Source organism: Marisediminicola sp. UYEF4 (assembly GCF_040546025.1).
In the GTDB taxonomy this organism is placed as follows: domain Bacteria; phylum Actinomycetota; class Actinomycetes; order Actinomycetales; family Microbacteriaceae; genus Marisediminicola.
In genome coordinates, this window is record NZ_JBEPNA010000001.1 from 454101 (window position 1) to 479165 (window position 25065).

The 25065-nt window shown below is 68.6% G+C and carries 19 protein-coding genes; 11 read left to right on the plus strand and 8 right to left on the minus strand.

Annotated elements, in window-relative coordinates; genetic code table 11:
• Positions 1–10: 10 nt before the first annotated feature.
• From ABIB15_RS02220 to ABIB15_RS02230, 3 genes are read left to right on the plus strand one after another with little or no spacing between them, the layout of a single operon-like run.
• Positions 11–1387, plus strand: a complete 1377-nt coding sequence (locus ABIB15_RS02220; protein WP_354474890.1) for a DUF2254 domain-containing protein — start codon at positions 11–13, stop codon at positions 1385–1387.
• Positions 1388–1442: 55 nt separating this feature from the next.
• Positions 1443–2285 (plus strand): alpha/beta fold hydrolase, encoded by an 843-nt coding sequence (locus ABIB15_RS02225; RefSeq protein WP_354474893.1) that lies wholly within the window; start codon positions 1443–1445, stop codon positions 2283–2285.
• Between the two features lies 1 nt (position 2286).
• Complete coding sequence (locus ABIB15_RS02230; RefSeq protein ID WP_354474894.1) at positions 2287–2841, plus strand: TetR/AcrR family transcriptional regulator; 555 nt, start codon at positions 2287–2289, stop codon at positions 2839–2841.
• A 29-nt stretch (positions 2842–2870) separates the two neighbouring features.
• On the opposite strand, the gene ABIB15_RS02235 is transcribed toward ABIB15_RS02230, so the two are convergent.
• Positions 2871–3833, minus strand: a complete 963-nt coding sequence (locus ABIB15_RS02235) for a M56 family metallopeptidase (protein WP_354474896.1) — start codon at positions 3831–3833, stop codon at positions 2871–2873.
• 16 nt (positions 3834–3849) lie between these two features.
• A complete protein-coding gene (locus ABIB15_RS02240) occupies positions 3850–4218 on the minus strand; it encodes a BlaI/MecI/CopY family transcriptional regulator (RefSeq protein WP_354474898.1) in 369 nt (122 codons plus the stop codon).
• A 157-nt stretch (positions 4219–4375) separates the two neighbouring features.
• Here ABIB15_RS02240 and ABIB15_RS02245 point away from each other — a divergent pair, with 157 nt between their 5' ends.
• From ABIB15_RS02245 to cydD, 3 genes are read left to right on the plus strand one after another with little or no spacing between them, the layout of a single operon-like run.
• Positions 4376–5953 (plus strand): cytochrome ubiquinol oxidase subunit I, encoded by a 1578-nt coding sequence (locus tag ABIB15_RS02245; RefSeq protein WP_354474900.1) that lies wholly within the window; start codon positions 4376–4378, stop codon positions 5951–5953.
• Between the two features lie 17 nt (positions 5954–5970).
• Complete coding sequence (gene cydB / locus ABIB15_RS02250; RefSeq protein WP_354474902.1) at positions 5971–6999, plus strand: cytochrome d ubiquinol oxidase subunit II; 1029 nt, start codon at positions 5971–5973, stop codon at positions 6997–6999.
• 32 nt (positions 7000–7031) lie between these two features.
• Complete coding sequence (gene cydD, locus ABIB15_RS02255; protein WP_354474904.1) at positions 7032–10433, plus strand: thiol reductant ABC exporter subunit CydD; 3402 nt, start codon at positions 7032–7034, stop codon at positions 10431–10433.
• Between the two features lie 36 nt (positions 10434–10469).
• Here the strand turns inward: cydD and ABIB15_RS02260 are convergent, their stop codons facing one another.
• Both ABIB15_RS02260 and ABIB15_RS02265 read right to left on the minus strand, forming a co-directional pair.
• The gene (locus ABIB15_RS02260) at positions 10470–11726 is read right to left on the minus strand and encodes an FAD-binding protein (protein ID WP_354474906.1); all 1257 of its coding nucleotides are present in this window, start codon (positions 11724–11726) and stop codon (positions 10470–10472) included.
• A gap of 48 nt (positions 11727–11774) precedes the next feature.
• Positions 11775–12749: a sugar-binding transcriptional regulator gene (locus ABIB15_RS02265; RefSeq protein WP_354474907.1), complete on the minus strand. Its 975-nt coding sequence runs from the start codon at positions 12747–12749 to the stop codon at positions 11775–11777.
• Between the two features lie 129 nt (positions 12750–12878).
• Between ABIB15_RS02265 and ABIB15_RS02270 the strand changes: the two genes are divergently transcribed.
• Positions 12879–14639 carry a glycerol-3-phosphate dehydrogenase/oxidase gene (locus ABIB15_RS02270; protein ID WP_502908898.1) on the plus strand — a complete coding sequence of 587 codons (1761 nt, stop codon included), beginning with the start codon at positions 12879–12881 and terminating at the stop codon, positions 14637–14639.
• A 62-nt stretch (positions 14640–14701) separates the two neighbouring features.
• Here ABIB15_RS02270 and ABIB15_RS02275 read toward each other — a convergent pair whose 3' ends face one another.
• Entirely contained in the window at positions 14702–15625 is a 924-nt protein-coding gene (locus tag ABIB15_RS02275; protein ID WP_354474909.1) for a DUF4349 domain-containing protein, read from the minus strand.
• Positions 15626–15766: 141 nt separating this feature from the next.
• Here ABIB15_RS02275 and ABIB15_RS02280 point away from each other — a divergent pair, with 141 nt between their 5' ends.
• Together ABIB15_RS02280 and ABIB15_RS02285 are read left to right on the plus strand one after the other, a co-directional pair.
• Positions 15767–16753, plus strand: a complete 987-nt coding sequence (locus tag ABIB15_RS02280; protein WP_354474910.1) for an aldo/keto reductase — start codon at positions 15767–15769, stop codon at positions 16751–16753.
• Positions 16747–17961 (plus strand): MFS transporter, encoded by a 1215-nt coding sequence (locus tag ABIB15_RS02285; protein WP_354474911.1) that lies wholly within the window; start codon positions 16747–16749, stop codon positions 17959–17961. Before ABIB15_RS02280 ends, ABIB15_RS02285 begins: the two co-directional genes overlap by 7 nt.
• 90 nt (positions 17962–18051) lie before the next feature.
• On the opposite strand, the gene ABIB15_RS02290 is transcribed toward ABIB15_RS02285, so the two are convergent.
• The 3 genes from ABIB15_RS02290 to ABIB15_RS02300 all read right to left on the minus strand — a co-directional run bounded on the left by ABIB15_RS02290 (position 18052) and on the right by ABIB15_RS02300 (position 21093).
• Positions 18052–18885, minus strand: a complete 834-nt coding sequence (locus ABIB15_RS02290) for an aldo/keto reductase (RefSeq protein ID WP_354474912.1) — start codon at positions 18883–18885, stop codon at positions 18052–18054.
• Positions 18886–19033: 148 nt separating this feature from the next.
• Entirely contained in the window at positions 19034–19837 is an 804-nt protein-coding gene (locus tag ABIB15_RS02295; RefSeq protein ID WP_354474913.1) for a DUF1206 domain-containing protein, read from the minus strand.
• 47 nt (positions 19838–19884) lie between these two features.
• The gene (locus ABIB15_RS02300) at positions 19885–21093 is read right to left on the minus strand and encodes an MFS transporter (protein WP_354474915.1); all 1209 of its coding nucleotides are present in this window, start codon (positions 21091–21093) and stop codon (positions 19885–19887) included.
• Positions 21094–21328: 235 nt separating this feature from the next.
• On the opposite strand from ABIB15_RS02300, the gene ABIB15_RS02305 reads away from it, so the two are divergent.
• On the plus strand, positions 21329–23821 hold the full coding sequence (locus tag ABIB15_RS02305) for a ribonucleoside-diphosphate reductase subunit alpha (protein WP_354474916.1): 2493 nt from the start codon (positions 21329–21331) through the stop codon (positions 23819–23821).
• Between the two features lie 140 nt (positions 23822–23961).
• Positions 23962–24954 carry a ribonucleotide-diphosphate reductase subunit beta gene (locus ABIB15_RS02310; protein ID WP_354474918.1) on the plus strand — a complete coding sequence of 331 codons (993 nt, stop codon included), beginning with the start codon at positions 23962–23964 and terminating at the stop codon, positions 24952–24954.
• The last annotated feature ends 111 nt before the right edge of the window (positions 24955–25065 follow it).

The window sequence follows — 25065 nt, forward strand, 5'->3', positions numbered from 1 at the left end:
GGAGGACGCCATGGCCCCGAGTAACCCGCAACGGCGCGGAACCAGCCGCATAGCCGAGAGCCTCCGCGCGCAACTCTGGCCCGTTCCCAGCGTCGCGATCGCCCTTGCGATCGCGCTCGGCATCGGGCTTCCCATCCTCGATGAGGCAATCGACGACACCCTGCCCGCGTGGCTGACCGTCTACCTCTTCCAAGGGGGCGCGGATGCCGCCCGCGCTGTGCTCCAGGCAATCGCCGGCTCGCTCATCACTGTGACCGCGCTGACCTTCTCGCTCACCGTTGTCACCCTTCAGCTCGCGAGCAGCCAATTCTCGCCGCGACTGCTGCGCACGTTCACCAGCGACGGCGTCGTGCACTGGACCCTCGGGCTGCTGCTCGGCACCTTCGTGTACTCCTTGACGGTGCTGCGCACGGTGCGCACCGGCGGTGACGAGCGCGACCTGTTCATCCCGGTGATGTCGACCACGCTCGCCTACGTGCTCGCGGTCGCGAGCGTCATCGGCCTGGTGGCCTTCCTCGCGCACCTCGTCCGGGAGTTGCGGATCGAGACGATGCTGACCACGGTGCACCGCGAGGCATCCGCCGAGCTTGACCACAGCTTTCCAGATGACGCTGGAGTACCAGCGATAGTGCCGTCCGGCGGCGGCTCGAACGAGATCCTTGTGGGCGCGGCGGAGTCCGGGTTTCTCCTTATGGTCGACGAGCACTCCCTGCTCGACCTGGCGATCGCACGCTCCGTGGTCATTCGGATCGATGCGCTCCCCGGCTCGTCCTTGGTGCGCGGCGTGCCGCTCGCGACGCTCTGGCCACAGCAGCCGGGAACGGTGATCGCCGCGGACGACGTCGCCGACCTGCGCAAGGGTGTGGCCGCGGCGGTGTCGAGCGGATCGGAGCGCACGATCGTGCAGGATGCCGGATTCGGACTGCGCCAGCTCATCGATGTGACGGCCAAGGCGCTCTCACCGGGCATCAACGACCCGACGACGGCGGTGCACGCGCTCGGGCACGCCGCAGCGCTCCTGTGCGACCTTGCGGCCCGGGACCTCGGCCCTCGGCTGCATCGTGACGACAACGATCGGGTGTGCGTGATCGTGCGCCGACCGACCTTCGCCCACTATCTTGACCTCGTGGTCGCGCAGCCGCGCCTTTACGGCATTGCCGACCCCGCGGTCACGGGCAGGCTGCTGCGGCTGCTGCAAGAGGTCGCCTGGAACGGCGATCACCCCGCCGTGCTGGCCGCCGTGCGCGACCAGCTCGCCCGGATGCGGGAGTCGATGGCCCGGCAGGAGTGGATCGCGGCGGACCGCACCAGGCTGAACGCGCTCGCGGCCGAGGTTGACGACGCGCTCGATGGGCGCTGGCGCGCGGAGGCGTATGAGGCGGGTTGACGTGGTGCGACGCGAGGTTATTGACATTAGCTGAAAGGCTAACTACATTAGCCAAATGACCTTCACGCATAATGGGCCCCGGACGGAGACCCGATACCTGTCAGTCCCGGGTGGCACGATCGCTTACGACATCCAGGGCGAGGGGCCCCTTGTGCTTCTTGTTCCGGGGATGGGCGACCTTCGGGCTGCCTACCGGTTTCTTGTCCCAGCGCTCGTGAATGCCGGGTACACGGCAGCCTCCGTCGACGTGAGAGGGCACGGTGAGAGCGATGCCGCGTTCGATTCCTCCGGGGATGTCGAAACAGCGGCAGACATCACCCTGCTGCTCGAGGTTCTCGCCACCCCGGCCGTGATCGTCGGCAACTCGATGGGAGCCGGCTCCGCCGTGATTGTCGCGGCGGAGTACCCGCATCTCGTCGATGGACTCGTGCTCGTCGGACCGTTCGTGCGACAGCCCGCCTCCAGCACGGCGTTCACGCGAGCGATGCTGCGCCCCCTGATGGCGCGCCCGTGGGCCGCGGCCGTGTGGAAGACGTATCTGCCGAAGCTCTACGCCGGTCGCCGGCCCGAGGACTTCACCGACTACCGGAATGCGGTGATCGCGGCGCTCCGGCGACCCGGCTACACCCGAGCATTCAGCCTGACCGCCCGCGCCGATCACCGTCGAGCTGGCGAGAGCCTGACCGACGTGACCTCGCCGACTCTTGTCGTCATGGGCGAGAAGGACCCCGACTTTGCCGACCCGAAGGGTGAGGCGGACTGGATCGGCCGCGCGCTGGGTGGGACGACCGTGATGATCGCGGACGCCGGCCACTACCCCCAGTCGCAGCAACCCGAGCTCACGTCGGCCGCGATCGTGCGGTTTCTCGGCACACTCCGGTACCGTGCCCAGGGCTAGATTGAGCACGGCCGCCGTCGTCGAGCGTGCGGCCCAGATTCTCGATGAACGCGGCCCGGACGGGTTCAACCTCGCTGTCCTGGCCGAGAGTCTCGGGGTGCGGATACCGTCGCTCTACAAGCACATCGATGGGATGCCCGGCCTCCGCCGCAGCATCATGATCCGTGCCAAGTCGAGCCTCGCCGGCACTCTCGGGCACGCGGCCATCGGGCGTGCCCGGGAGGATGCCATCACGAGCATGTCGTTCGCCTATCGGCAGTGGGCGCTCGAGCGCCCGGGGCAGTACCCGATGACGATGCGCGCACCGCTACCGGGTGACGATGACGACGCGACGGTGTCGTCATCGATAGCCGACGTCGTATTCAGTGTGCTCGCCGGCTATGACCTCCGTGACGACGACGCCGTTGACGCCACGCGATTCTTCCGCTCCGCCGTGCACGGCTTTGTCGACCTCGAGACACGCGGCGGCTTCGAGCTGCCAGTCGATCTCGAACGCAGCTTCGTGAGGCTCGTCGAGAGCGTTGTGACTGCGTTGGAGAGCTGGTCGCGATCGTGACATCCGCCCGCTGCGGCGACCGACCGCGTTCAGCCGCCGAGCGCCGGCGTCAACAGCAGCACTGTCGGGACCGCGACCAGCCCGAATGCTCCGGCCAGCACGAGCCCCTGCAGCGGGCGCGGCAGCCCCGGCGCGACGTCGATGAGCCGGGTTACCCGCGCGCGCTGCTGATGAGCGTGGTGGCTGGCGAGGTCGGCGTCGGTGCGGCTGGCCATGCCGCGCGCGCCGGTCGCCGACCCGCGAGTCGCGCCACCTGCTGCGCCGCTCGCCACGAGTGCGATCGCACCGGCGAGGGTGCGGTCGTCGACAGCGCGTCGGGCATGGTCGTCGGCGAGCATCTCGATGAGCAGGGCGACCTCGGTGCGCGCGCGGGTTGCGGTCGGAAACCAGGGCAGCGAGCGGTGCCACGCGTCGAAGGCCATCAGCACGATGTAGTGGCGCTGCAGAAGGTGCGCCTTCTCGTGCTCGATGACGGCGCGCAGCTGCACATCGTCGAGTAGCTGCACCAGCCCGGCGGAGAAGACCGTGATGGGATGCGGGCTCCCGGGCAGGCAGTACGCGACCGGCAGTTCAACATCGATCATCCGGGTGTTCGGGTGGTCGGGAAGGGGCGTGCTGAGTAGCCGCACGAGCTGGCGGTGGCGCCGCCGCTGCCTCTCGATGAGCAGGGCGGTGCGCAGCAGGTTCGCGATGAGATAGGCGGCGAGCAGCCCGGCCACCACGAGCGCCAGCAGGTTCGAGATGGCGGGCGGCCACGCGGCGTCCGTGACCGCGGCAATGGACGCATCCACCAGGTTGAGGCCGAACGGAGCCAGGCCGAACGTGAGTAGCGCGCCGATCATCGACAGGCCGCCGGCGAGGGCGATCGCCTGCCAGAGGGCCAACGCGGTCGCGGGCGCACGCGACGGCCACCCGGCGCGCGCGAGGGCGATAGGAACCGGCCAGGCCAGCAGGACCGCGAGTACGGCGAGGGCGATGGCGGCGGCGATCACAGAGACGTCAGGTGTGTCAGCGTGCGCCGGAATCGAGCAGCTTGCGCAGCAGGTCGGCCTCGCCCTCGCTCGCCTGTCCGACGAACCTCTCGAGCACGGCCGCGCGGTCGGTGACGGTGCCGAGCACCTCGTGCATCAGCACAGCCATGTGGTGTTCGCGCGTCTGGGCGGCGAGAAACCGGTGGGGGCGGGAGGAGCGGTCCCTGGCGACGAACTTCTTCTTCTCGAGCCGCGACAGCACGGTCAGCACGGTCGTCGGCGCGAGCCGCTTCGCGCCCGCGGGGGTCGCCGCGAGGCGGTCCTGCAGTTCGTAGGCGGACAGCGGCGCGGGGGATTCCCAGAGGAGGTCCATGACTGTCCTCTCGAGATCGCCGAGCGTGACCATCGGGCCCCTTCAGATGTGTGCCGCATCAACCAGTACTCAAGGATACCCCGCCGAACCTGTGCTTCTACGTGGCGTAGAAGTGGGTTGGCAATGGTGTAGAAATGAGTTCTACGCTTCGTAGAAATCTGGCTCTTCCGCCCGAGCATTGGTGTGTACGTTGGACCCTCTCGAAATCGCCCGCTGGCAGTTCGGCATCACCACGGTCTACCACTTCTGGATGGTCCCCCTCACGCTCGGCCTCGGCCCCGTCGTCGCGATCATGCAGACCCTGTGGGTGCGCACGGGCGAGGAGCGCTACCTGCGGATGACGAAGTTCTGGGGAAAGCTCTACCTGATCAACTTCATCATGGGTGTCGCGACCGGCCTCGTGCAGGAGTTCCAGTTCGGGATGGCCTGGAGCGAGTACTCCCGCTTCGTCGGTGACGTCTTCGGCGCCCCACTCGCCATGGAGGGGCTGCTCGCGTTCTTCTTCGAGTCGACCTTCCTCGGCCTGTGGATCTTCGGCTGGGGTCGGCTCAGCAAGCGAGTGCACCTCGCCACACTGTGGACCGCCGTCGCCGGCTCCGTCGTCTCGGCGTTCTTCATCATCGTCGCGAACTCCTGGATGCAGCATCCGGTGGGCGTCGAGATCGTCGACGGCCGCCCCGTGATGGTCGACATCTGGGCCGTGCTCACCAACAACACCGCGATCTCCGCCTACATCCACACGATCTTCGGGGCTTTCGCGGTCGGCGGAGCGTTCCTCATCGGCATCTCCTGGTACCAGCTGTGGCAGCGCCGGCGCGATGGGATCGACTCGGTGGATGCCGGGGGCCGGGTCGTCGTCGGATCGTCGGCGACCATCCGCGGTCGCGACAAAGTCGACCACTCGGTCTGGATCAAGTCGCTGCGGATGGGCGCCATCGTCGCGGTCGTGGCGTTCAGCGGAGTCGCCGTGAGCGGCGACATCCAGGCCAAGCTCATGTTCGACCAGCAGCCGATGAAGATGGCGGCGGCCGAGGCGGCCTGCAAGACCGGAACGAGCTTCTCGGTGCTCGCGATCGGCGACCTCGGGTCTCGCGACTGCGATGACGTCGTCAGCATCATCGAGATCCCCGGGCTGCTCTCGTTCCTCGCGCACGGCGACTTCACGACCGAGATCAAGGGCGTCGCGGATCTCGTCCCCGAGTATCAGGCGAACTTCGGCACCAACCTGCCCAGCGAGGCACTGCTCGGCGCCCGCGCCGGAGACGAGATCCAGTACGTGCCGATCATGGCGGTCACCTATTGGGGGTTCCGCCTGATGATCGGCTTCGGCGGACTCGCCGCGTTCGCCGCGGTCGTCGCGCTCTGGCTGACCCGCAAGGGCACGGTGCCCCAGTCGAAGGGCATCATGCGCCTCGCGGTCGTCGGCATCCTCGCCCCGTTCGCGGCCAACTCGGCGGGCTGGATCTTCACAGAGATGGGCCGGCAGCCCTTCGTGGTCGCGCCGAATCCGAACCCGTCCGGTGTCGACGGCGTGTTCATGTTCACCGCGGCGGCTGTGTCACCGGGCGTGAGCTTCGCCGAGATCCTGTTCTCCCTCGTCACCCTCACCCTCGTCTACGGGGTTCTCATGGTGTTCGAGGTCAAGCTCATCGTCAAGTACGTGCGCGGCGGCGTGGTCTCGGCGATGCCCGACCTGGATCGCAAGGACGACGACCCCGACCACCCCGACGCCAAACCGAGCGACGACGTCCTGTCGTTCGCCTACTAGGACGAGGAAGCTCCTCCATGGACATTCTGCCCACTGTCTGGTTCATCGCGATCGCGGCCCTCTGGATCGGCTACCTCCTTCTCGAGGGGTTCGACCTCGGGGTCGGGATGCACATGCTCGTCACCGCCAAGAGCGAGACCCAGCGACGCGTCATGCTCAACACGATCGGACCAGTCTGGGACGGCAACGAGGTGTGGCTCATCACGGCCGGGGCCGCGACATTCGCGGCCTTCCCGTTCTGGTACGCGTCGTTGTTCTCGGCTCTCTACGTGCCGCTCACCCTCGTGCTGCTCGGGCTCATCTTCCGCGCCGTCGCGATCGAATATCGGGGCAAGGGCAGCAGCGAGCGGTGGACCCGCAACTGGGACCTCGCGCTCGGACTCGGCTCGTTCGTCGTCGCGTTCGGCGTCGGCGCGATGCTCACTCTCACCACGACCGGGCTGCCACTCAACGAGAATGGCGACCGCGTCGGCGGAGCGTTCGCGTGGCTCAACGGATACGCCGTGCTCGGAGGGCTCGCGGTGGTCGGATTCTGCCTCGTGCACGCATCCACCTTCCTCGCGCTCAAGTCGGACGGCACCGTGCGGGCATCCGCTGGCCGCTGGTTCACCCGCTGGACCCCGGTCGCACTGCTGCCCATCGTGGGCTGGGTACTCGTCGTGCAGGTCCAGACGGGCACCATCATCACCTGGTCGCTCGTCGTCGTTGCCGTCGCCGCCGTTCTCTGGGGGTACCTCAACGGGCGCGTCGGGCGGGAGGGGCGCGCGTTCATCGGAGTCGCCGTCTTCCTCGTGGCCGGCGCCGCGTCGATCTTCGCGGCGGTGTTCCCGGTCGTGCTGCCGTCGACCCTCGACCACGCGTTCGACCTGACTATTCAGAACGCCTCCAGCGGCGACTACACGCTCGGCGTCATGACCTGGGTGACCGCATTCGGCCTCCCGCTCGTGTTCGTCTACCAGGGCTGGACCTATTGGGTGTTCCGCCAGCGCATCAGCGACCACCACATCCCCGCGGCGCACCTGATCCGTCCCGCGACCGGCGAGTGACTCCCGGCGGGCCCCTTCGGCGTTCGCCGGGGATGCTGCGGGCCGGTTTCGGGCCCTCCGGCCTCAGGACCCTGTACGTGCTGGGCGTGCTCAGCGCCGTCAAGGCCGTGGCCCTCGTGCTGCTCGCCAGCTCGCTCGCCCGCGGAATCGTCAGCGTCATCGCCGTGGACGACGACTGGAATGACGCGCTGATCGTCGCGGTCGCCGCAGCGCTACTGCGCGCCCTCGCCAGCTGGGCGACCGGGGCCTACGCGGCGCGCGCCACCCTCGGTGCGAAGGAGGCGATCCGGCGCGACCTGGCCGACCGCCTCGTGCAGGGTGGCGGCCGATCGGTCGGAGGCACAACGACTCTCGCGACCCGTGGCCTCGATGAGCTGGACAAGTACTTCGGCACGGTGCTTCCGGCGGTCACGAACGTGGCGGTCGTGCCGCTCATGGTCGGGGCGATGATCCTCTCGGCTGACTGGGTCAGCGCCCTCATCATCGTGCTCACGGTGCCGCTCGTGCCCGTGTTCATGGCGCTCATCGGAATGCAGACGCAGGATGACGTCGACGCGGCATCCGTCGCACTCGGCCGGCTCTCCGACCACCTCGTCGAGCTCGCGCGCGGGCTTCCCGTGCTCGTCGGACTCGGCCGCGTCGACGAGCAGACCGCGGCCCTCGACCGCATCTCCAACGACTACCGCATCCGCACCATGGCCACCCTCCGCACGGCGTTCCTGTCGTCGCTTGCGCTCGAGCTGATCTCGACCATCTCCGTCGCCGTGGTCGCGGTCTTTATCGGCACCCGGCTGGTGAATGGCACCCTCCCGCTCGAGGTCGGCCTCCTCGTTCTCATCCTCGCGCCGGAGTGCTTCGCCCCGTTCCGTGACCTCGGAGCCGCGTTCCACGCCTCGAGGGACGGCGTGCTCGCCCTCGACCAGGCGCGCGCACTCATCGACGCCCCCGCCCAGGTCAGCCCGGTGGCGGCCGCGGACACGATCTCGGTGAGCGGGCTGACCGTGCACTATGAGGGCCGCGGCAGCCCCGCGGTCGACCAGGTCAGCTTCGAGCTTCCGCCGGGGCAGATCACGGCGATCACCGGCGCGAGCGGCAGCGGCAAGTCCACGGTTCTCGCGGTGCTCGCTGGCGTGCTCGGAGACGGGCCCGACGCGGCGATCGCGGGCACCGTCGCCGGCGTCGACCGCGCCCGCGTCGCGTGGGTCCCGCAGCATCCGCACACCGTCGGTGAGACCGTTCGGGCCGAGCTGCGCCTCTACGGCGGCGCCGCGGCCACCGAGCAGAGCATCGATGCGGTGCTCCGGCACCTCGGCATCGACCTCGTGGCCGATTCCGACCCCGCTCAGCTGAGTCCGGGGGAGCTGCGCCGCGTCGGCATCGCGCGGGCCCTGCTCCGCGTCGACGACGGGGCCGACCTCGTGCTTCTCGACGAGCCGACCGCCCACCTCGACGATGAGAGCAGCCTCGTGATCGAGAGGGCGATCTCCGGCCTGCGCGGTCGGGCGACCGTTGTCGTCGCCTCGCATGAGGCGTCCGTGACCGCTCTCGCCTCGCATGTCGTGCAGCTCGGGGCGGCGACGCCGGGCCGGCGGAATGAGCGCGGGCTGGTGTCAGGCGACCCCCTCGCGGAGGCCGCCGCCTCGCCCGCCGCGTCCCCGGCACAGGTCGACCCGCCGACCGCTCCGCGCTCCTCCACGCACGGCGACGGGTCCGACCTCGTCGCCGTGCCCGGCACCTCCCGACTGGTGCGCGAGGTGCTCACCCCGGCGGCGGGGCGGTTCGCCCTCGCGATCCTGCTCGGCACCCTCGCCGCCCTCTTCGCCGTCGCGCTCACGGCGGTGTCTGGCTGGCTGATCGTGCGGGCGAGCACGCAACCGCCGATCATGTACCTGCTGGTCGCGATCGTCGGCGTGCGGTTCTTCGGCATCGGGCGCTCGGTGCTTCGCTACGGCGAACGCCTCGTGACCCACGACGCCATCTTCGTGGCGGTGACAGGACTGCGCACCCGGCTGTGGCGCTCGCTCGCCGCGCAGGGGGCGACCTCCCGCAAGCTGATGCGCGGCGGCACCGCCCTGGACTACCTCGTCGTCACGGCCGACCAGGTGCGCGACCTCGCGCCGCGCGTTCTCGTGCCGCCGATCGTCGGCGTCGCCGTCGGCGTCGCCTCCGTCGTGGCGGTCGGCCTGCTGCACGCCCCCGCCCTTCCGCTGCTCCTCGCCTGCCTGTTCGTGTGCCTGATCCTCGCTCCCGCCGTCGCGCTCGCGGCCGATCGGGCGGCCAGCCGGGGACAGCAGGCGATCCGGTCGACCGTGACCCGCCGGTTCGCGGCGATGATCGCGGCGGGGCCCGAGCTGCGCGCGAACGGGGTGGACGGCCAGGTGCGCGCCGAGCTGCGCGACCTCGACCGGAACGCCGGCGAGACCGCCCGCCGCAGCGCCTGGGCCCTCGGCCTCGGCGGTGCAGTGCTCATCGCGGCCACCTGTTCCACCGCGGCCGGGATGCTCGCCGTGAGCGCGCCCGCCGTGCGCGCGGGCACACTGCCGATCGAGGTCGTGGCCGTGCTCGTGCTGCTCCCGCTCGCGCTGCTCGACCCGCTGCTCGCCGTGGTCGACGCCGTGCAGCAGTGGCCGTCGCTGCGGCAGGCCCTGCGCCGGGCCGCCCGGCTCACGCTCGCCAGGGAGGTGCCCGGTTCCGGGACGACCCAGTCCGAGATGCCCCTCTCCGAGCCGCCCGTGTCCGAGTCGCCCCTCGCCGACGTTGACGAGCTCGAGCTCCGAGCTCTCGCGGCCCGCTGGCCGCACGCGCCCGCCCGGGCCTTCGACGGCGTCAGCGCCACGGTGGCGACGGGGGAGTGGCTCGTCGTGAGCGGCGCATCCGGCTCCGGCAAGTCGACCCTGCTCACGCTCCTGCTCGGCTACCTCGCCCCGGATGCCGGCTCCTACCTCCTCGCCGGCCGCGACTCCCGGCGGATCGACCCGCGCGAGCTCCGCCGTCACGTGTCGTGGTGCCCGCAAGAGGGTCACCTCTTCGACTCCTCGGTGCGGGCCAACCTGCTCATCGCCCGTGGCCGCGAGGATGCCCCGGACGAGACGGAAATGCAATCGGCGCTCCGCCGCGCGGGCCTCGCCGACGTCATCGAACGCCTCCCGCTCGGACTCGACACGCGCATCGGCTCGGAGGGAGCGCACCTGTCCGGGGGCGAGCGGCAGCGCCTGGCCGTCGCGAGAACCCTCCTCACCCGCTCCGAGGTCGTTCTGCTCGACGAGCCGACGGCGCACCTCGATGCGCAGACCGCCAGCACCCTCATTGACGATCTCAGGGCCACCCTGTCGGGGCAGATCGTGGTGCTCGTCACCCATCACCTCGTCGACCGCCGGCCGGAAGACCAGCGGATCGACCTCGACCGCCTCGCGCTGCCCGCCGCCCACGTGTAGGCCGGCGGCGCGGGCATCCGTCGTCGCGGCGCGCCCTCAGGCGCCGAACAGCCAGCGGTCGACAAACTCGTTGCGGAACTTGTGCCCCGGGTCGAGCCGCTCGGCGAGCTCGCGGAAATCCGCCAGCCGGGGGTAGAGCCGCGGCATGCGGGCGGGGTCGGTCTCGAACAGCTTGCCCCAGTGCGGGCGCGCGCCGAACGGGGCGAGGGCGGCGTCGAGGTCGGGCAGCAGGGCCGTCACCTCGGGGATGTGCTGCTGCCAGGTGAAGTGGATCCCCACGCAGTCCTCGCTGTGGCTTGGGCTCAGCCAGAGGTCGTCCCCGGCGACCGTGCGCAGCTCGCTGACGAGCAGGTGCGGGCGGATGCGCGGCGCGAGTGCCCGGACGGCCTCGAACGCGTCGATCGCGTGCCTGCGGGGCACGAGGTACTCGGTCTGCAGCTCCTCCCCGTTGCTCGGCGTGAACTCGAGCTTGAAGTGCGGCAGCCGGTCCCACCAGGCGCCGGGGATGCCGTCCTGCACCGTCGTGTTCACGGCGGGGGCACCGGCGAGCGGAGACCGCTGCACCGGCACCCGGCTGGCGCCGAACAGCTTGCCGCTCACAACCGCCGCGGCCGGGGCATCCATCCGGGACTTGATCCAGACGGGGTCGGCGCCGACCTCGCCCCACGTGGTGAAGAGGCTGACGCTGTACGCGCTCGCCGTGATCTCGTCGAAATGATCGGTGAGCGAGGTCAGGGGGAGGTTCGCGAAGAGGTCTTGCCGCACCTCGAACGCCGGCTCGATGTCGAGGGTCACGCGCGCGACGACGCCGAGCGCGCCGAGGGAGACGACCGCGCCGGCGAAGCCCGGATCGCCGCGCCGAACGGTGAGGATGCCGCCGTCGGCTGCGACGATCTCGAGGCCGGCGACCTCGGTCGACAGGCAGCCGTTGCGGTCGCCGGAGCCGTGCGTGCCGGTGGCGATCGCACCCGCGACGGAGATGTGCGGCAGTGAGGCGAGATTGTGCAGCGCCCACCCGGCCCGATCGAGCTGCCGGACGAACTCCCCGTACCTGGCTCCGGCGCCGACGGTGACGGTGCGGCCGGCCTCGTCGATCTCGATGTCGAGCGGGATGCCCGCCGTCGACACCTGCACCGCGGTCGTGTCAGCGATCCGGTTGAACGAATGCCGGGAGCCGAGGGCGCGGATGCGGGGTGTCGCCGCGACCATCTCGCGCAGCTCGTCGACCGAGGTCGGTTCGAGAAGACGAGTGGCGGAATAGCTGAAATTGCCAGCCCAATTTTTCGACGTCATCGCCACAGTCTGCTCAGAACTGGTGCGACTCGCCAGCCGACGGGCCGCCTACGCGGTGTCCGAGAGAAGGTGCGCGGTGGCCTCGTCCACGATGAGATCGGTGACCAGCCCAGCGGCGAGGGCGCCGCGCAGTGCCGGAAGCTTGGACCGACCCGAGACGACGCACACCCGTCGCGGCACGCTCGCCACAAGGTCCAGGCCGGGCCCGCTCGACCGCGAGTTCACCTCGATGCCGTCGTAGGTGCCGTCGCTTCGGTAGAACACGGTCGCGACATCGCCGACGACGTCGCTGCCGGCCAGCGCCGCGTAGTCGCTCTTGTCGAGGTAGCCGCCGATGTGCACGTGGCTGGGGACGGCCGAGCTCGTGGAGCCGAGCCCGAACAGTGCGATGTCCATGCGCTTCTGGATGTCGAGCACGCGTCGGATGGCTCGCTCCCTCCAGAGCGCGTCCTTGGTGGTCGGATCGTCGAAGAACGCCGGCACGGGAAACTGCTCGACCGTCGCGCCGTAGGCGACACCGAAACGGCTCATGATCTCGCTCGCATAGACGATCCCGAGCGTGTGGGTGTTGGCCGCCCCGTTGAGCTGCACGACCGTCGAGTTGTGGGTGATCTTGTCGGGCAGGTGGCGGCTGACGGCGCTCATGGTGCCGCCCCAGGCGATGCCGAGCGTCATATTCGAGTCGAAGAACGGCGCGAGAATACGTGCAGCCGAGACGGCAACGCGCTCGAGCCGGTCGACCTCGTTCGTCGAATTCGGTACCGGAACGATGTGCGCGGTGATACCGAAACGCTCGCGCAGCCGGCGTTGGGCGGTGGAGATCCGGTCGGCGGGGGACTTCACCTGGATCTCGACGAGGCCGCTCTCCCTGGCGAAACTGAGCAGCCGCGACACCGAGGAACGGGACGTGTGCAGCTCCTGGGCGATCGCCTCCATCGTGATGTCCTGCAGGTAGTAGAGCTGGGCGGCCCGGAGGGCGTCGCGCGCCTTGTCGGGATCGTAGTCGGACGGGGCGGATGCCATGATGAGCGGCCTCTCCTGGTCTTGCACGTATGTGCAAGAACGTTGATCGGTTGTGTGTGGGCGCTCACACTGTAGCAGTCAGCAACTCCCGCTCCGGGAATCCATCACTCAAACAAAGGCGTTGCGCTAGTGAGCACAGAATCGAATACAACGGCATCCGTTTCCGGACTCCGTCCCGACGTCGCAGCAATCGTCTCCGCGCCGAGAACCCAGGTTCTCGTGATCGGCGGCGGCATCAACGGCATCGCGACCTTCCGTGACCTCGCCCTGCAGGGTGTCGACGTCATCCTGGTCGAGCGGAACGACTTCTGCTCCGGCGCCTCGGCGGCCTCCTCGCACATGATCCACGGCGGCGTGCGCTACCTCGAGAACGGCGAATTCCGCCTGGTCCGCGAGTCGGTCCAGGAGCGCAACCGGCTGTTGCGCCTCGCGCCGCACTACGTGAAGCCGCTGCCGACGACGATCCCGATCTTCTCCACCTTCTCGGGCATCCTGTCCGCACCGCTGCGCTTCCTCACCCACAAGCAGCAGGGCAAGCCCAAGGAGCGCGGCGCCCTGCTCATCAAGCTGGGGCTCACCGGCTACGACTCCTTCTCCCGCGACGGCGGCAGCGTGCCGCGCCACCAGTTCGCCGGCCGCGCAGCCTCGCTCGCCAAGCTTCCGGAGCTGCGCCGCGACGTCAAGTACACCGCCACCTACTTCGACGCCGCCGTCGAGAACCCCGAGCGGCTCGCCCTCGACCTCGTCGGCGACGCCCGCGCCACAGGGCCCCACGCCAGAAGCGCCAACTACATCGAGGCGATCGGCGCGCGCGGCGACGACGTGCTGCTGCGCGACACCGTGACCGGCACCGAGTTCTCCCTCTCGGCCAGCGTGGTCGTGAACACCACGGGCCCCTGGACCGACCTGACGAACACCGCGCTCGGCCGGCCGACCGAGTTCATGGGCGGCACGAAGGGCTCCCACATCGTGCTCGACAACCCGGCGCTGTTCGCCGCCTGCGCCGGCGGCGAGGTGTTCTTCGAGAACAACGACGGCCGCATCGTGCTGATCTACCCGCTCAACGGCAAGGTGCTCGTCGGAACGACCGACATCCCCGCCGACATGGGCCAGCCGGCCGTCTGCACCGAGGAGGAGGTCGACTACTTCTTCGAACTCGTGACCCACGTGTTCCCGAAGATCCCCGTCGACCGGTCGCAGATCGTCTTCCGCTACTCCGGCGTGCGCCCGCTCCCGAGCGAGGACGCCGCACCGGGCTTCGTATCGCGTGACTACCGCATCGAGAAGACTCCGTTCGGCGAGAGCGGAGCGGTGAAGATGCTGAGCCTCGTCGGCGGCAAGTGGACCACATTCCGCGCGCTCTCCGAGCACATCAGCACCGACACCCTCGAGATCCTCGGCGTCGAACGGCGCGTGAGCACCGAGGACCTCGCCATGGGCGGCGGCGTCGGCTTCCCGACCGCGGGCGCGGAAACGGATGCCTGGATCGCGAACCACTCCGGCAGACTCGGCCGGGCCCGCACCGCGCAGCTGCTTGCCCGTTACGGCACGAAGGCCGCCGAGGTGATCGCTTTCCTGCAGACCGCCGGCGACCAGCCGCTCGGCGCGCTCGAGGGCTTCAGCGCGGGCGAGATCGAGTACCTGTGCGAGCGCGAATACATCGTGCACCTGGGCGACCTGTTCCTGCGACGCACGATCATCGCCTTCGCCGGGGGACTCACGCAGCCGGTGTTTGACGAGCTCGCCGCCGTTGTCGCCTCCGCTCTCGGCTGGTCGGCCGAGCAGCTGGCGACGGAGCGCCAGGGGGCAGTCGAGACTCTCGCCCTGTTCCACGGACTGGAGCTCGCCGCGGCTCCGGCCACCGGTCGACCGGCGGCCGACGCGGCCTGACCGGGAGCGGGGCCGGCCACCGTGGCCGGTCCGCTGCCGGTCGGATCACTCCCGGTCCGGGATCACTCCGCGGATTCGGCCTTCTCCGCGTCGGCGCGGTCCGCGCCTCCCTCCTCCGGCGACGCCGCGGTCGTCGAGCGGCGTGACCGGCGCGCCACACGCACGATCAGGAGGGCGATGAGCGCGAGCACCGCAACCGCTGCGAGCCAGGGCAGTGCCACTCCGAACGCGATGAGCACAGCGCCGAGGAACCCGACGAGTGCGTTCCAGCCGGCGACGAGTCCGTCGAGAAAGCCCTCGGGCTCGTCGATCGGTGCGGCGTCCTCCGAGCCGAAGTCCACCGTGACAGTGGACAGGTCGACCTGTTCCGAGAGGTAGCGGCGCTGGGCCTGGAGGCCCTCCAGGTTGGCCTGTCGCTCTGACAGGGCGGTCTCGATTGCGATGAGGTCGGTCGTCGAGGTTGCCGAGGCGAGAAGGGCAAGCAGCCGATCGGTGGACGCCTGCAGTGCCTCGATCCGCGCGTCGAGGTCCTGCGTCTGCGCGGTGACGTCGGTCGAGTTGATCGAGACGTCTTCGACCTCGCCCAGCTCCTTGATCTCGTCGAGGGTCGTGGTGAGCTCGTCGGAGGGGATCCGCACCACCAGCTGCGCGAATGCGCCGTTCCCTCCACGGTCCAGGCCGGGCTGCTCGCTGCGGCTGTCGACACGCCCGCCGGACCGCTCGACAATGCGGGCCGCGTCGTCGGCGGCCTCGATCGGATCCTCGGCGGTGATGGTGAGATAGCCCTGTACGATCACGTCGCGGTCGGCCGATTCGGGGCTCGCCCCGCGCGAGACGTCGCCGTCGGACCCCTCGGTGAAGTCCTCGGTGGGTAATCCGTTGCTGGGCGGCGCCTCGTCGCCTGACGAGTCGGACGCCCCGGTGGTGCAGCCGGAGAGAAGCACCACCGCCACTATGACCGCCGCTGCACTCCGCCATCGCCTCATGGGCTCACTGTATGCCTGCGCCCTCGTGGGCCACCACCCAACGTTTGCGGCTCGTCGAGCGTCGGTTTGCGGCTGCTGGCGCCGGAAAGACGGGTCGTGGAACCGCGTGGGCAACCCGCCTCCGCCGGGTACGCTCGATTCATGCACACACGTACTCTCGGCCGCACCGGCCGCACGGTTTCTGTCATCGGCCTCGGCACCTGGCAGCTCGGCGCCGACTGGGGCGACGTCGACGCCGACGCGGCGCGCGCGATCCTCGACTCCGCGGTCGACTCGGGAATCACCTTCTTCGACACCGCCGACGTCTACGGAGACGGGCGCAGCGAGAAGTTCATCGGCGAGTACCTGGCTGGCAAGCCGGGCCACGGCATCACCGTCGCGACCAAGATGGGGCGCCGCGAGGCGCAGGACGCCGCGAACTTCACGCTCCCCAAGTTCCGCGAGTGGACCGACCGCTCCCGCACGAACCTGCGCGTCGACACCCTCGACCTCGTGCAGCTGCACTGCCCGCCCACGGAGGTGCTCTCCACCGACTCCGTCTACGACGCGCTCGACACCCTCGTCGCCGACGGCGCCATCGCGGCCTACGGCGTGAGCGTCGAGACGGCCGCCGAGGCCCTCGCCGCGATCGCCCACCCCGGAACCGCGAGCGTGCAGATCATCCTCAACGCCTTCCGGCACAAGCCGCTCGACGAGGTGCTCCCCGCCGCGATCGCCGCCGGCGTCGGCATCATCGCGCGGGTCCCGCTCGCCTCGGGCCTGCTGAGCGGCAAGTACACGACCGAGACGACCTTCGCGGCGAACGACCACCGCAACTACAACAGGGACGGCTCCGCGTTCGACGTCGGCGAGACCTTCTCCGGTGTCGACTTCGAGCAGGGCGTGGCGGCGGCGCAGGAATTCGCGGCGCTCGCGGCATCCACCGGGCTCACCACCGCGCAGGCGGCGCTCGCCTGGGTCGCGCAGCTCGACGGGGTCAGCAGCGTCATCCCCGGCGCCCGGTCGGTCGACCAGGCCCGCTCGAACGCGGTCGCCGGATCCGCAGAGCCGCTGTCGGCCGAGTTCAACGCCGGCGTCGCACGCCTCTACGACACCTACTTCCGGGCGGCGATCCACCCGCGGTGGTAGCGAAGAGGGGCCTCGGCCCCGCATTCGCTAACCTCTTCACCGCGAATCTCGCGTCGAGTCTCGGCGACGGGATCGCGCGGGTCGCGGCGCCACTGCTGGCCGCGAGGCTCACCGACGACCCACTGCTCATCTCGGGGATCGCCGCGCTCGCGCTGCTGCCCTGGCTGTTCTTCGCGATCCCCGCGGGCATCCTCGTGGATCGCATCGACCGGCGGCACGCGCTCGCACTCGCGAACGGGGTGCGCGTCGCGCTCGCGATCGCGCTGTTCGTGCTCGTGGCGACGGACGGGCTCACCATCTGGTGGCTGTATCTAGTGATCTTCGTCTACGGCGCCTTCGAGACGGTCTACGACGGGGCGATCCGCGCCATTGTGCCCAGCATCGTCGAGAGGTCCAACCTGTCGCGCGCGAACGCCCGCATCGAGGGCGGGGAGCTCGTGGTGCAGAACTTCCTGTCCGGCCCGTTCACCTCTGTGCTCTTCGCGGTGTCGGCGCTGATCCCGCTCGGGGTCAACGCCGCCGTGTTCGGTGGTGCCCTCGCGCTCGCGTTCTTCCTGCCGAAGGCGGCCTCCGGGGGCCAGTTCGCCCGCCCCGTCGCCGAGGAGGGCACGCCGTGGCACCGGCAGTTCACCGACGGCTACCACTTCATCATCCGCAACCGCATGCTGCGCACCCTCTGGTTCTTCAGCACCTTCACCGGCATCGCCTTCACGGCGGCCACGGCGAGCTACGTGCTCTTCGTGCTCGACACCCTCCGCGTTCCCGAGGCGTGGTTCGGATTCTTCATGCTGTCGGGCGCCGTCGGCGGCATCGTCGGGTCGGTCGTCGCCGGCCCGCTCAAGGAGCGCTGGGGCACCGGGCTGACGGTCGCCATCATGACGACCATCACCGGCGCCGCGACGGTCGCGATCGGCGCGGTGCCGACGATTGCGGTGGCGGCGGTGGGCACCGCCCTCACCTCCGGGGCGATCACCGTGTGGAACATCCACATCATGTCGCTCCGGCAGAGCGTGATCCCCGGGCGGCTGCTCGGCCGGGTTCACGGCACCGGGCGCACCCTGCTGTGGGGTGCGATGCCCGTCGGGGCGCTCCTCGGCGGGCTGCTCGGCCGCATCGACCTCACCGTGCCGTTCCTCGTCGGCGGCGGGGTGTCGCTCGCCGCGAGCGTCGTGTTCTTCCGGTTCCTCATGACGCTCCCCAACGCCTAGGACGTCGACAACGGCGACATTCCCGTCGGACCGATCGAGCCCCCGGGGATCACGCCACTGACCTGACCGCGGGTGCTCGTGCTCCTGCGGTCAGTTGTTGTCGTCCGGGTCGAGGCCCGTGCGCTCGCCCGACTCGAGTCCGTCGATGGCCGCGAGGTCGTCGGCATCCAGCTCGAAGCCGAACACATCGGCGTTCTGGCGGATGCGGTCCGGCGTCACCGACTTCGGGATGACGACGATTCCCTGCTGCAGGTGCCATCGGATGACGACCTGGGCGGGCGAGACGGAGTACTTCGCCGCGAGGGTGTCGAGCACGGGGTTGCCGAGAACCCGCCCGCGAGCGAGAGGCGACCAGGCCTCGGTCAGGATCCCGTTCGCGTCGTCGTAGGCGCGCACCTCCCGCTGGGGCAGCCACGGGTGCAGCTCGACCTGGTTGATGACGGGAACGACCTCGGTCTCGGCCAGCAGGGCGTCGAGGTGGTGGGTGTGGAAGTTGGAGACGCCGATCGAGCGGACGACCCCGTCGGCTCGCAGCTTCTCGAGCGCGCGCCACGTCTCGATATAGAGGCCGCGCTTCGGGGCCGGCCAGTGGATCAGATAGAGATCGACATAGTCGAGGCCGAGCTTCTGGCGGCTTCCCTCGAACGCGCGCAACGTGTTCTCGTAGCCGTGGTCGTCCTGCCAGAGTTTCGTCGTCACGAACAGCTCCTCGCGGGGAACGCCCGAGCGGCGCATCCCCTCGCCCACGCCGACCTCATTGCCGTACAGGGTCGCCGTGTCGACGTGCCGGTAGCCGGCGTCGATCGCCGTCTGGACCACATCCGCCGCCTGCTCGTCGGCGATCTTGTACACGCCGAGCCCGAGCTGGGGGATGACCTGGCCATCGTTCATCGTCAGGACGGGGGATACAGGCGTGGTTGTCATCCGTCCATTATTGGCCGGGTTGCTGTGGCCAGAGTGCACGAGGTCGACCGACAGTGTCTCGTGAGCCGCCCATTTGCGTCGTGTTCTGGGCCGCTGGGGCCGCATAAGTGGGCGACTCGCGGGCTTGTCCCCTGCGGGGCGCCGCTGGCTACAGCCGCGCTCGCCGCGCCCGAACGAAGCTGTAGAGCCCGTAGGCGATCAGGCCGATGGCGACAACGATCAAAATCGCCGGACCGAATGGCAGCTCGACGAGAGCCTTCAGGGCACCGTCGAGTCCGGTGGACTCGCTCGCGTCCACGGTGAATGCCGCGACCAGGAACAGGATGCCGACGACACCGAGCGCGATTCCCTTGGCGACATAGCCGAAGATGCCGAGCCCGACCACCACCCGGCCGACGGTTCCCGAGGGAACGGTCAGATCCTCGGTGAACTTCTGTGTGATGCCCTTCACCACGAAGAACCCGCCGATCACGCAGACCCCCAGGCCGACGACACCGAGCACGATGATGCCGCCCGGCGTCGCGAGCAGGGCGGCGGTGAATCCCCGGGCGTCGCCGCCCGAGTCGGACGAGCGGCCCATCGCGAAGCTCAGCGCGGTCCCGGCGATCGCGAGGTACGCCACCGCCTTGCCGAGCTCGATCGCGCGGTGCCCCCACTTGCGCTTCGGGTCGGGCGATGGCACGAGGACGGCCTCCGCGACCTGCCACAACCCGAGGGCGGCGAGCCCGATGACGATCGTCCAGAGCACGACGATGCCGCCGGGGGTCGCGGCAAGACCGCTGAGGGCCCCGGAGGCGTCGGCTTCGCCGCCTGTTCCGCGCGCGACGCCGATCGCGATGCCGCCAATCAGCATGTGCAGCAGTCCGTTGACGGCGTACCCGAGCCGGGCAACGATCTGGAACGGACGGCTTCGGCTGGCGCTGCGGGCGGCGCTCTCTACTTCGTCGGTCATCAGCCCAGATTAGTTCGGCCACCGGCCCAGCGCGTCGAACTCGCCGCTCAGCTCGGCTGCACCGCGATCGGTTCGGTGTCGGGGATCGGGCTCGCGTCCCGGTCCCGCAGGTCGGGGTGCCAGCGGCGGAACATCGTCGCCACGATGACGCCGCCGATCGCGAAGGCCGCCGCGACGACGAACGCGCCCGACGCGCCCGAGGCGTCGATCACGAAGCCGGCGATCGCAGATCCGATCGCGGCGCCGATGAGCTGGCCGGTGCCCACCCATCCGTAGGCCTCAGCGGTCTCGCTGAACTTCACACTCGCCGACACGATCGCGAACATGACAGCGAGGGCGGGGGCGATGCCGACTCCCGCGATCAGCATGGTGAGTGCAAGCCACCAGAAATTGAGGCTCACGATCGCGAGGGACAGGCCGATCGCCACCCCGAGCATCCGCATCGCGAGCGCGGCCGGCCCGATCGGCCGGTGGCCGAACGAGAGTCCGCCGATGAGCGACCCGATCGCGAAGATCGCGAGAATGATGCCCGATTCTGAGCCGCCCTCGCCGAAAGCCGCCACCACGCCGACCTCGACCGCTGCGCACGCGCCGATGAGCAGGAACCCGGTGACGGTGGCGAGCAGCACGGGCGGCCGGCCGAGCACGGCTCCGAGCCTGCGGCGGCTGAGGGGGATGCGCACCCGGCCGACCTCGGGGGAGGAGATAAACCAGGTCGAGCCGATGACGAGGATTCCCACGGCGGCAAGAATCGCCGTGACGGTGCTGATCTGCACCGCGAGGAAGACCGTGATGACCGGGCCGAGCACCCAGATGATCTCCTGCGCCGAGGCGTCGAGCGAGAACAGGGGGGTGAGCTGGCGGGAGTTGACCATCTTCGGGTAGATCGTGCGCACGGCCGGCTGCACCGGCGGCATGCTCAGTCCGGCGATCAGGCCGATCGCCATGTACAGGGGAACGGGCATCTCGACGAGGGCGATCGTGCCGATGGATGCCGTGCAGAGAACGGTCGTGAGGATGAGCACCGGGCGCATCGCCCAACGCCCCATCCACCGGCTCGTGAGCGGCCCGGCGATCGCCTGGCCGATGCTCGTCGCGGCGAGGACGAGGCCCGCCGCAGCGTACGAATCGTGCACGTGCTCGACGTGCAGCAGGAGGGCGAGGGAGAGCATCCCGAACGGGAAGCGGGCCGTGAGTTGTGCGGCGATGATGCGGGCGACCCCGGGGGACTTCAACAGGCTCGCGTAACTGCTCACAAGCAGTCAGCCTATCGGGCAGAAACGGCCGGAATGTCGGTGGCTGGTGGCACGATCTGGCTGTGCATAAGTCGGCGAAGTTATACACACCTGTGGAGGACACGCCCACTACATCTAGGGTTGGCTCATTGTCCGACCCCCGATATATAGTGGTAACAACGTCTGGCCGGCATATCGGTTACAGGCAGGGATGGGCCTGAATGCAGGCGTTCGTCGGGGTCGTAAGGGAGTTTTTGTGGAAATCACCGTAGTCAAGCGCAACGGACAGCGTGAGCCGTATGACGCGAACAAGATCAACCTCGCAATCGAGCACGCGACAACCGGACTCGACGACAACATCGCGTGGGTCACGCAGATCGCGTCCGAGCTGGAAATCACCCTGTTCGACGGCATCACGACGCAGCAGCTCGACGAGGCCGTCATCCAGGTCGCGCTGCAGAACGTCAAGGACGACCCGGCGTTCGACACGGTCGCCGCCCGCCTGCTGCTGAAGACCATCTACAAGCGCGTTCTCGGCGACTACGAGTCGGCCGAGCAGCTCAAGTTCCTGCACGCCTCGCACTTCGCCGCGAACATCAGCCGCGGCGTCGAGGAGAAGCTCCTCGACTCCCGCCTCGTCGAGATGTTCGACCTCGAGAAGCTCAGCCAGGCTCTCGAGCCCGCGCACGACGAGCTGCTCAAGTACATCGGCGTCGTCACCCTCAACAACCGCTACGGCATCAAGGGTCGCAACGGCGACGCCCTCGAGGTGCCGCAGTACTTCTGGATGCGCATCGCGATGGGCCTCTCGCTCAACGAGGCGAACCCCACCGAGCACGCCATCGCGTTCTACGAGAAGATGTCGACCCTCGAGTACCTCGCGGCCGGATCCACCCTCGTCAACGCGGGCACGATCTACCCGCAGCTCGCGAACTGCTTCGTCATGGAAATGCAAGACGACATGGAGCACATCGCCAAGACCACTCGCGACGTGATGTGGCTCACCAAGGGCACCGGCGGCATCGGCCTCTCGGTCACCAAGCTGCGCGCGCAGGGATCCCCGATCCGTTCGAATAACACCACCTCGACGGGCCCTATCCCGTTCATGCACACGATCGACTCGATCCTGCGCGCGGTCAGCCGCGGCGGCAAGAAGTTCGGTGCGCTGTGCTTCTACATCGAGAACTGGCACCTCGACTTCCCCGAGTTCCTCGACCTGCGCCAGAACTCCGGAGACCCGTACCGCCGCACCCGCACCGCGAACACCGCGGTCTGGATCAGCGACGAGTTCATGAAGCGTGTGCAGAACGACGACGACTGGTACCTCTTCGACCCGCTCGAGGTCAGCGACCTCAACGAGCTGTACGGCAAGGAATTCTCGACGCGCTACAACGAATACGTCGCCCTCGCCGACGCCGGGCAGATGCGCATGTACAAGCGCATCACCGCACGTGAGCAGTTCAAGTCGATCCTCATCTCGCTCCAGACGACCTCGCACCCGTGGCTCACCTGGAAGGACACGATCAACAACCGTGCCCTCAACAACAACACCGGCACGATCCACCTGTCCAACCTGTGCACCGAGATCACCCTGCCCCAGGACGAGGACAACGTCTCGGTCTGCAACCTGGCCTCGATCAACCTGTCGCGGCACATGCGCGATCTTGAGGCGGGCGGATTGGCCGTCGACTTCAAGAAGATCGAGGAGAGCGCCCGTCTCGCGATTCGCCAGCTCGACAACCTCATCGACATCACCCGTTCCTCGGTCAAGGAGGCGGACTTCTCCAACGAGCAGAACCGCGCTGTCGGCCTTGGCGTCATGGGCTTCACCGACATCGTCGAGAAGCTCGGCTTCAGCTACGAGAGCGAAGCCTCCTACGACCTGGTCGACGAGATCATGGAGCACGTGTCGTACGCGGCGATCGACGAGAGCGCCAACCTCGCCCGCGAGCGCGGTTCGTACCCGAACTTCGAGGGCTCCGGCTGGTCGAAGGGAATGGTGCCGATCGACAGCATCGCGTCGACCGAGGCCGACCGCGGCATGGCGATCAAGGTCAACCGCACGACCCGCCTCGACTGGGACGCCCTGCGCGAGAAGGTCAAGGGCGGCATGCGCAACGCGACCCTCATGGCCATCGCACCGACCGCATCCATCGGCCTCGTCGCCGGCACCACGCCGGGCCTCGACCCGCAGTTCTCGCAGATCTTCAGCCGCGCGACCTCGAACGGCAAGTTCCTCGAGGTCAACCGCAACCTCGTGGCCGACCTGCAGGAGCTGGGTATCTGGGACTCGACGCGCGAGACGATCCTGCGCAGCCAGGGCGACATCCAGAACATCGACGCGATCCCCGACAACGTCAAGGCGACGTACAAGACGAGTTTCCAGCTCTCCCCGTACGCGTTCATCGAGGTTGCGGCCCGTGCGCAGAAGTGGATCGACCAGGCCATCAGCCGCAACATGTACCTCGAGACGCGCGACCTCGGCGACATGATGGACATCTACTTCGCAGCGTGGGAACGCGGCGTGAAGACCACCTACTACCTGCACATGAAGCCGCGCCACACGGCGGAGCAGTCGACGGTCAAGGTCAACAAGTCGGAGTCGATCGGCACGGGGCCCCGCAAGGGCTTCGGCGCCTCGTCGACCCCGGCCGGCGTGCCGATCGAGGCGGCAGCAGCCCCGGTCGTGGCGGAGCCCGCCCCGTCGGCGCCCCGCAAGGGCTTCGGCTTCGGAAAGTCGGGCAACTGATGAACGAGCAATTCCAGTACGAAGTTCCGGTCGACCCGATGGACGACCTCCAGTGCGACAGCTGCCAGTAGTACTCACCGCAGCGGTCCGCATCGCACCACTTACCGTCGAATCACAGATCCAGAAGGAAGACTAGAGCAATGGGCATTCTCGGCACCGGCCTCCAGGAGGGGCTGCTCCTCAAACCAATCCGCTACCAGTGGGCCATGGACCTGTACGACCAGGCCGTCGCGAACACCTGGTTCCCGAACGAGATCCAGCTCGGCGAGGACATCGCCGACTTCAAGAAGATGACCGACGAGGAGCGCCACGCCGTCACCTTCCTGATGAGCTACTTCAACCCGAACGAGCTCCTCGTCAACAAGGCGCTCGCCTTCGGCGTGTACCCCTACGTCAACGCCGCCGAGTGCAGCCTGTACCTCGCGAAGCAGATGTGGGAAGAGGCCAACCACTGCATGTCGTTCGAGTACGTGCTCGAGACCTTCCCGATCGACCGTGAGGCCGCCTATGCCTCGCACGTCGAGATCCCGTCGATGGCGAAGAAGGAGGAGTTCGAGGTCAAGTACATCCGTCGGATGACCGAGAACACGCTCGACATCACCACCACCGAGGGCAAGAAGGACTTCGTCCGCAACCTCGTCGCGTACAACGTCATCCTCGAGGGCATCTGGTTCTATTCGGGCTTCATGGTGGCGCTGAGCTTCCGCCAGCGCAACCTGCTGCGCAACTTCGGTTCGCTCATGGACTGGGTGGTGCGGGACGAGTCGCTTCACCTCAAGTTCGGCATCAACTTGATCCTCACGGTTCTCGAAGAGAACGAAGACCTCCAGACCGAGGAATTCGCCGCCGAGATCAAGCAGATGATCCTCGACGCCGTCGCGCTCGAAGAGGAGTACAACCGGGACCTGCTGCCCGGCGGCATCCTCGGACTCAACTCGAACTACATCAACCAGTACGTGAAGTACCTGGCGGACCGCCGGCTCGAGGAGCTCGGCTTCGAGCCGGAGTACAACGTGACCAACCCGGCGAAGTGGATGGCCGCAGCGAACGACACGCTGCAGCTCGTCAACTTCTTCGAGTCGACCAACACGTCGTACGAGTCGAACGCGTCGGCCACGGTCGCCGCACGCTGAGAACGCCCAATCACGACGCCCCCGGGTGGCTTCGGCATCCCGGGGGCGTTGGTGCGCCCGGCGCCACCGCTACCGGAACGCGCCCGACTCTGACACCCTGAATCGACGAGG

What these genes read in the sequence shown, in the direction of transcription:
- ABIB15_RS02220 (WP_354474890.1), top strand. Translation starts at nt 11, where the DNA reads ATGGCCCCGAGTAACCCGCAACGGCGCGGAACCAGCCGCATAGCCGAG.
- ABIB15_RS02225 (WP_354474893.1), top strand. Translation starts at nt 1,443, where the DNA reads ATGACCTTCACGCATAATGGGCCCCGGACGGAGACCCGATACCTGTCA.
- ABIB15_RS02240 (WP_354474898.1), bottom strand. Translation starts at nt 4,218, where the DNA reads ATGGTCACGCTCGGCGATCTCGAGAGGACAGTCATGGACCTCCTCTGG.
- cydB (WP_354474902.1), top strand. Translation starts at nt 5,971, where the DNA reads ATGGACATTCTGCCCACTGTCTGGTTCATCGCGATCGCGGCCCTCTGG.
- cydD (WP_354474904.1), top strand. Translation starts at nt 7,032, where the DNA reads ATGCTGCGGGCCGGTTTCGGGCCCTCCGGCCTCAGGACCCTGTACGTG.
- ABIB15_RS02260 (WP_354474906.1), bottom strand. Translation starts at nt 11,726, where the DNA reads ATGACGTCGAAAAATTGGGCTGGCAATTTCAGCTATTCCGCCACTCGT.
- ABIB15_RS02265 (WP_354474907.1), bottom strand. Translation starts at nt 12,749, where the DNA reads ATGGCATCCGCCCCGTCCGACTACGATCCCGACAAGGCGCGCGACGCC.
- ABIB15_RS02275 (WP_354474909.1), bottom strand. Translation starts at nt 15,625, where the DNA reads ATGAGGCGATGGCGGAGTGCAGCGGCGGTCATAGTGGCGGTGGTGCTT.
- ABIB15_RS02280 (WP_354474910.1), top strand. Translation starts at nt 15,767, where the DNA reads ATGCACACACGTACTCTCGGCCGCACCGGCCGCACGGTTTCTGTCATC.
- ABIB15_RS02290 (WP_354474912.1), bottom strand. Translation starts at nt 18,885, where the DNA reads ATGACAACCACGCCTGTATCCCCCGTCCTGACGATGAACGATGGCCAG.
- ABIB15_RS02295 (WP_354474913.1), bottom strand. Translation starts at nt 19,837, where the DNA reads ATGACCGACGAAGTAGAGAGCGCCGCCCGCAGCGCCAGCCGAAGCCGT.
- ABIB15_RS02310 (WP_354474918.1), top strand. Translation starts at nt 23,962, where the DNA reads ATGGGCATTCTCGGCACCGGCCTCCAGGAGGGGCTGCTCCTCAAACCA.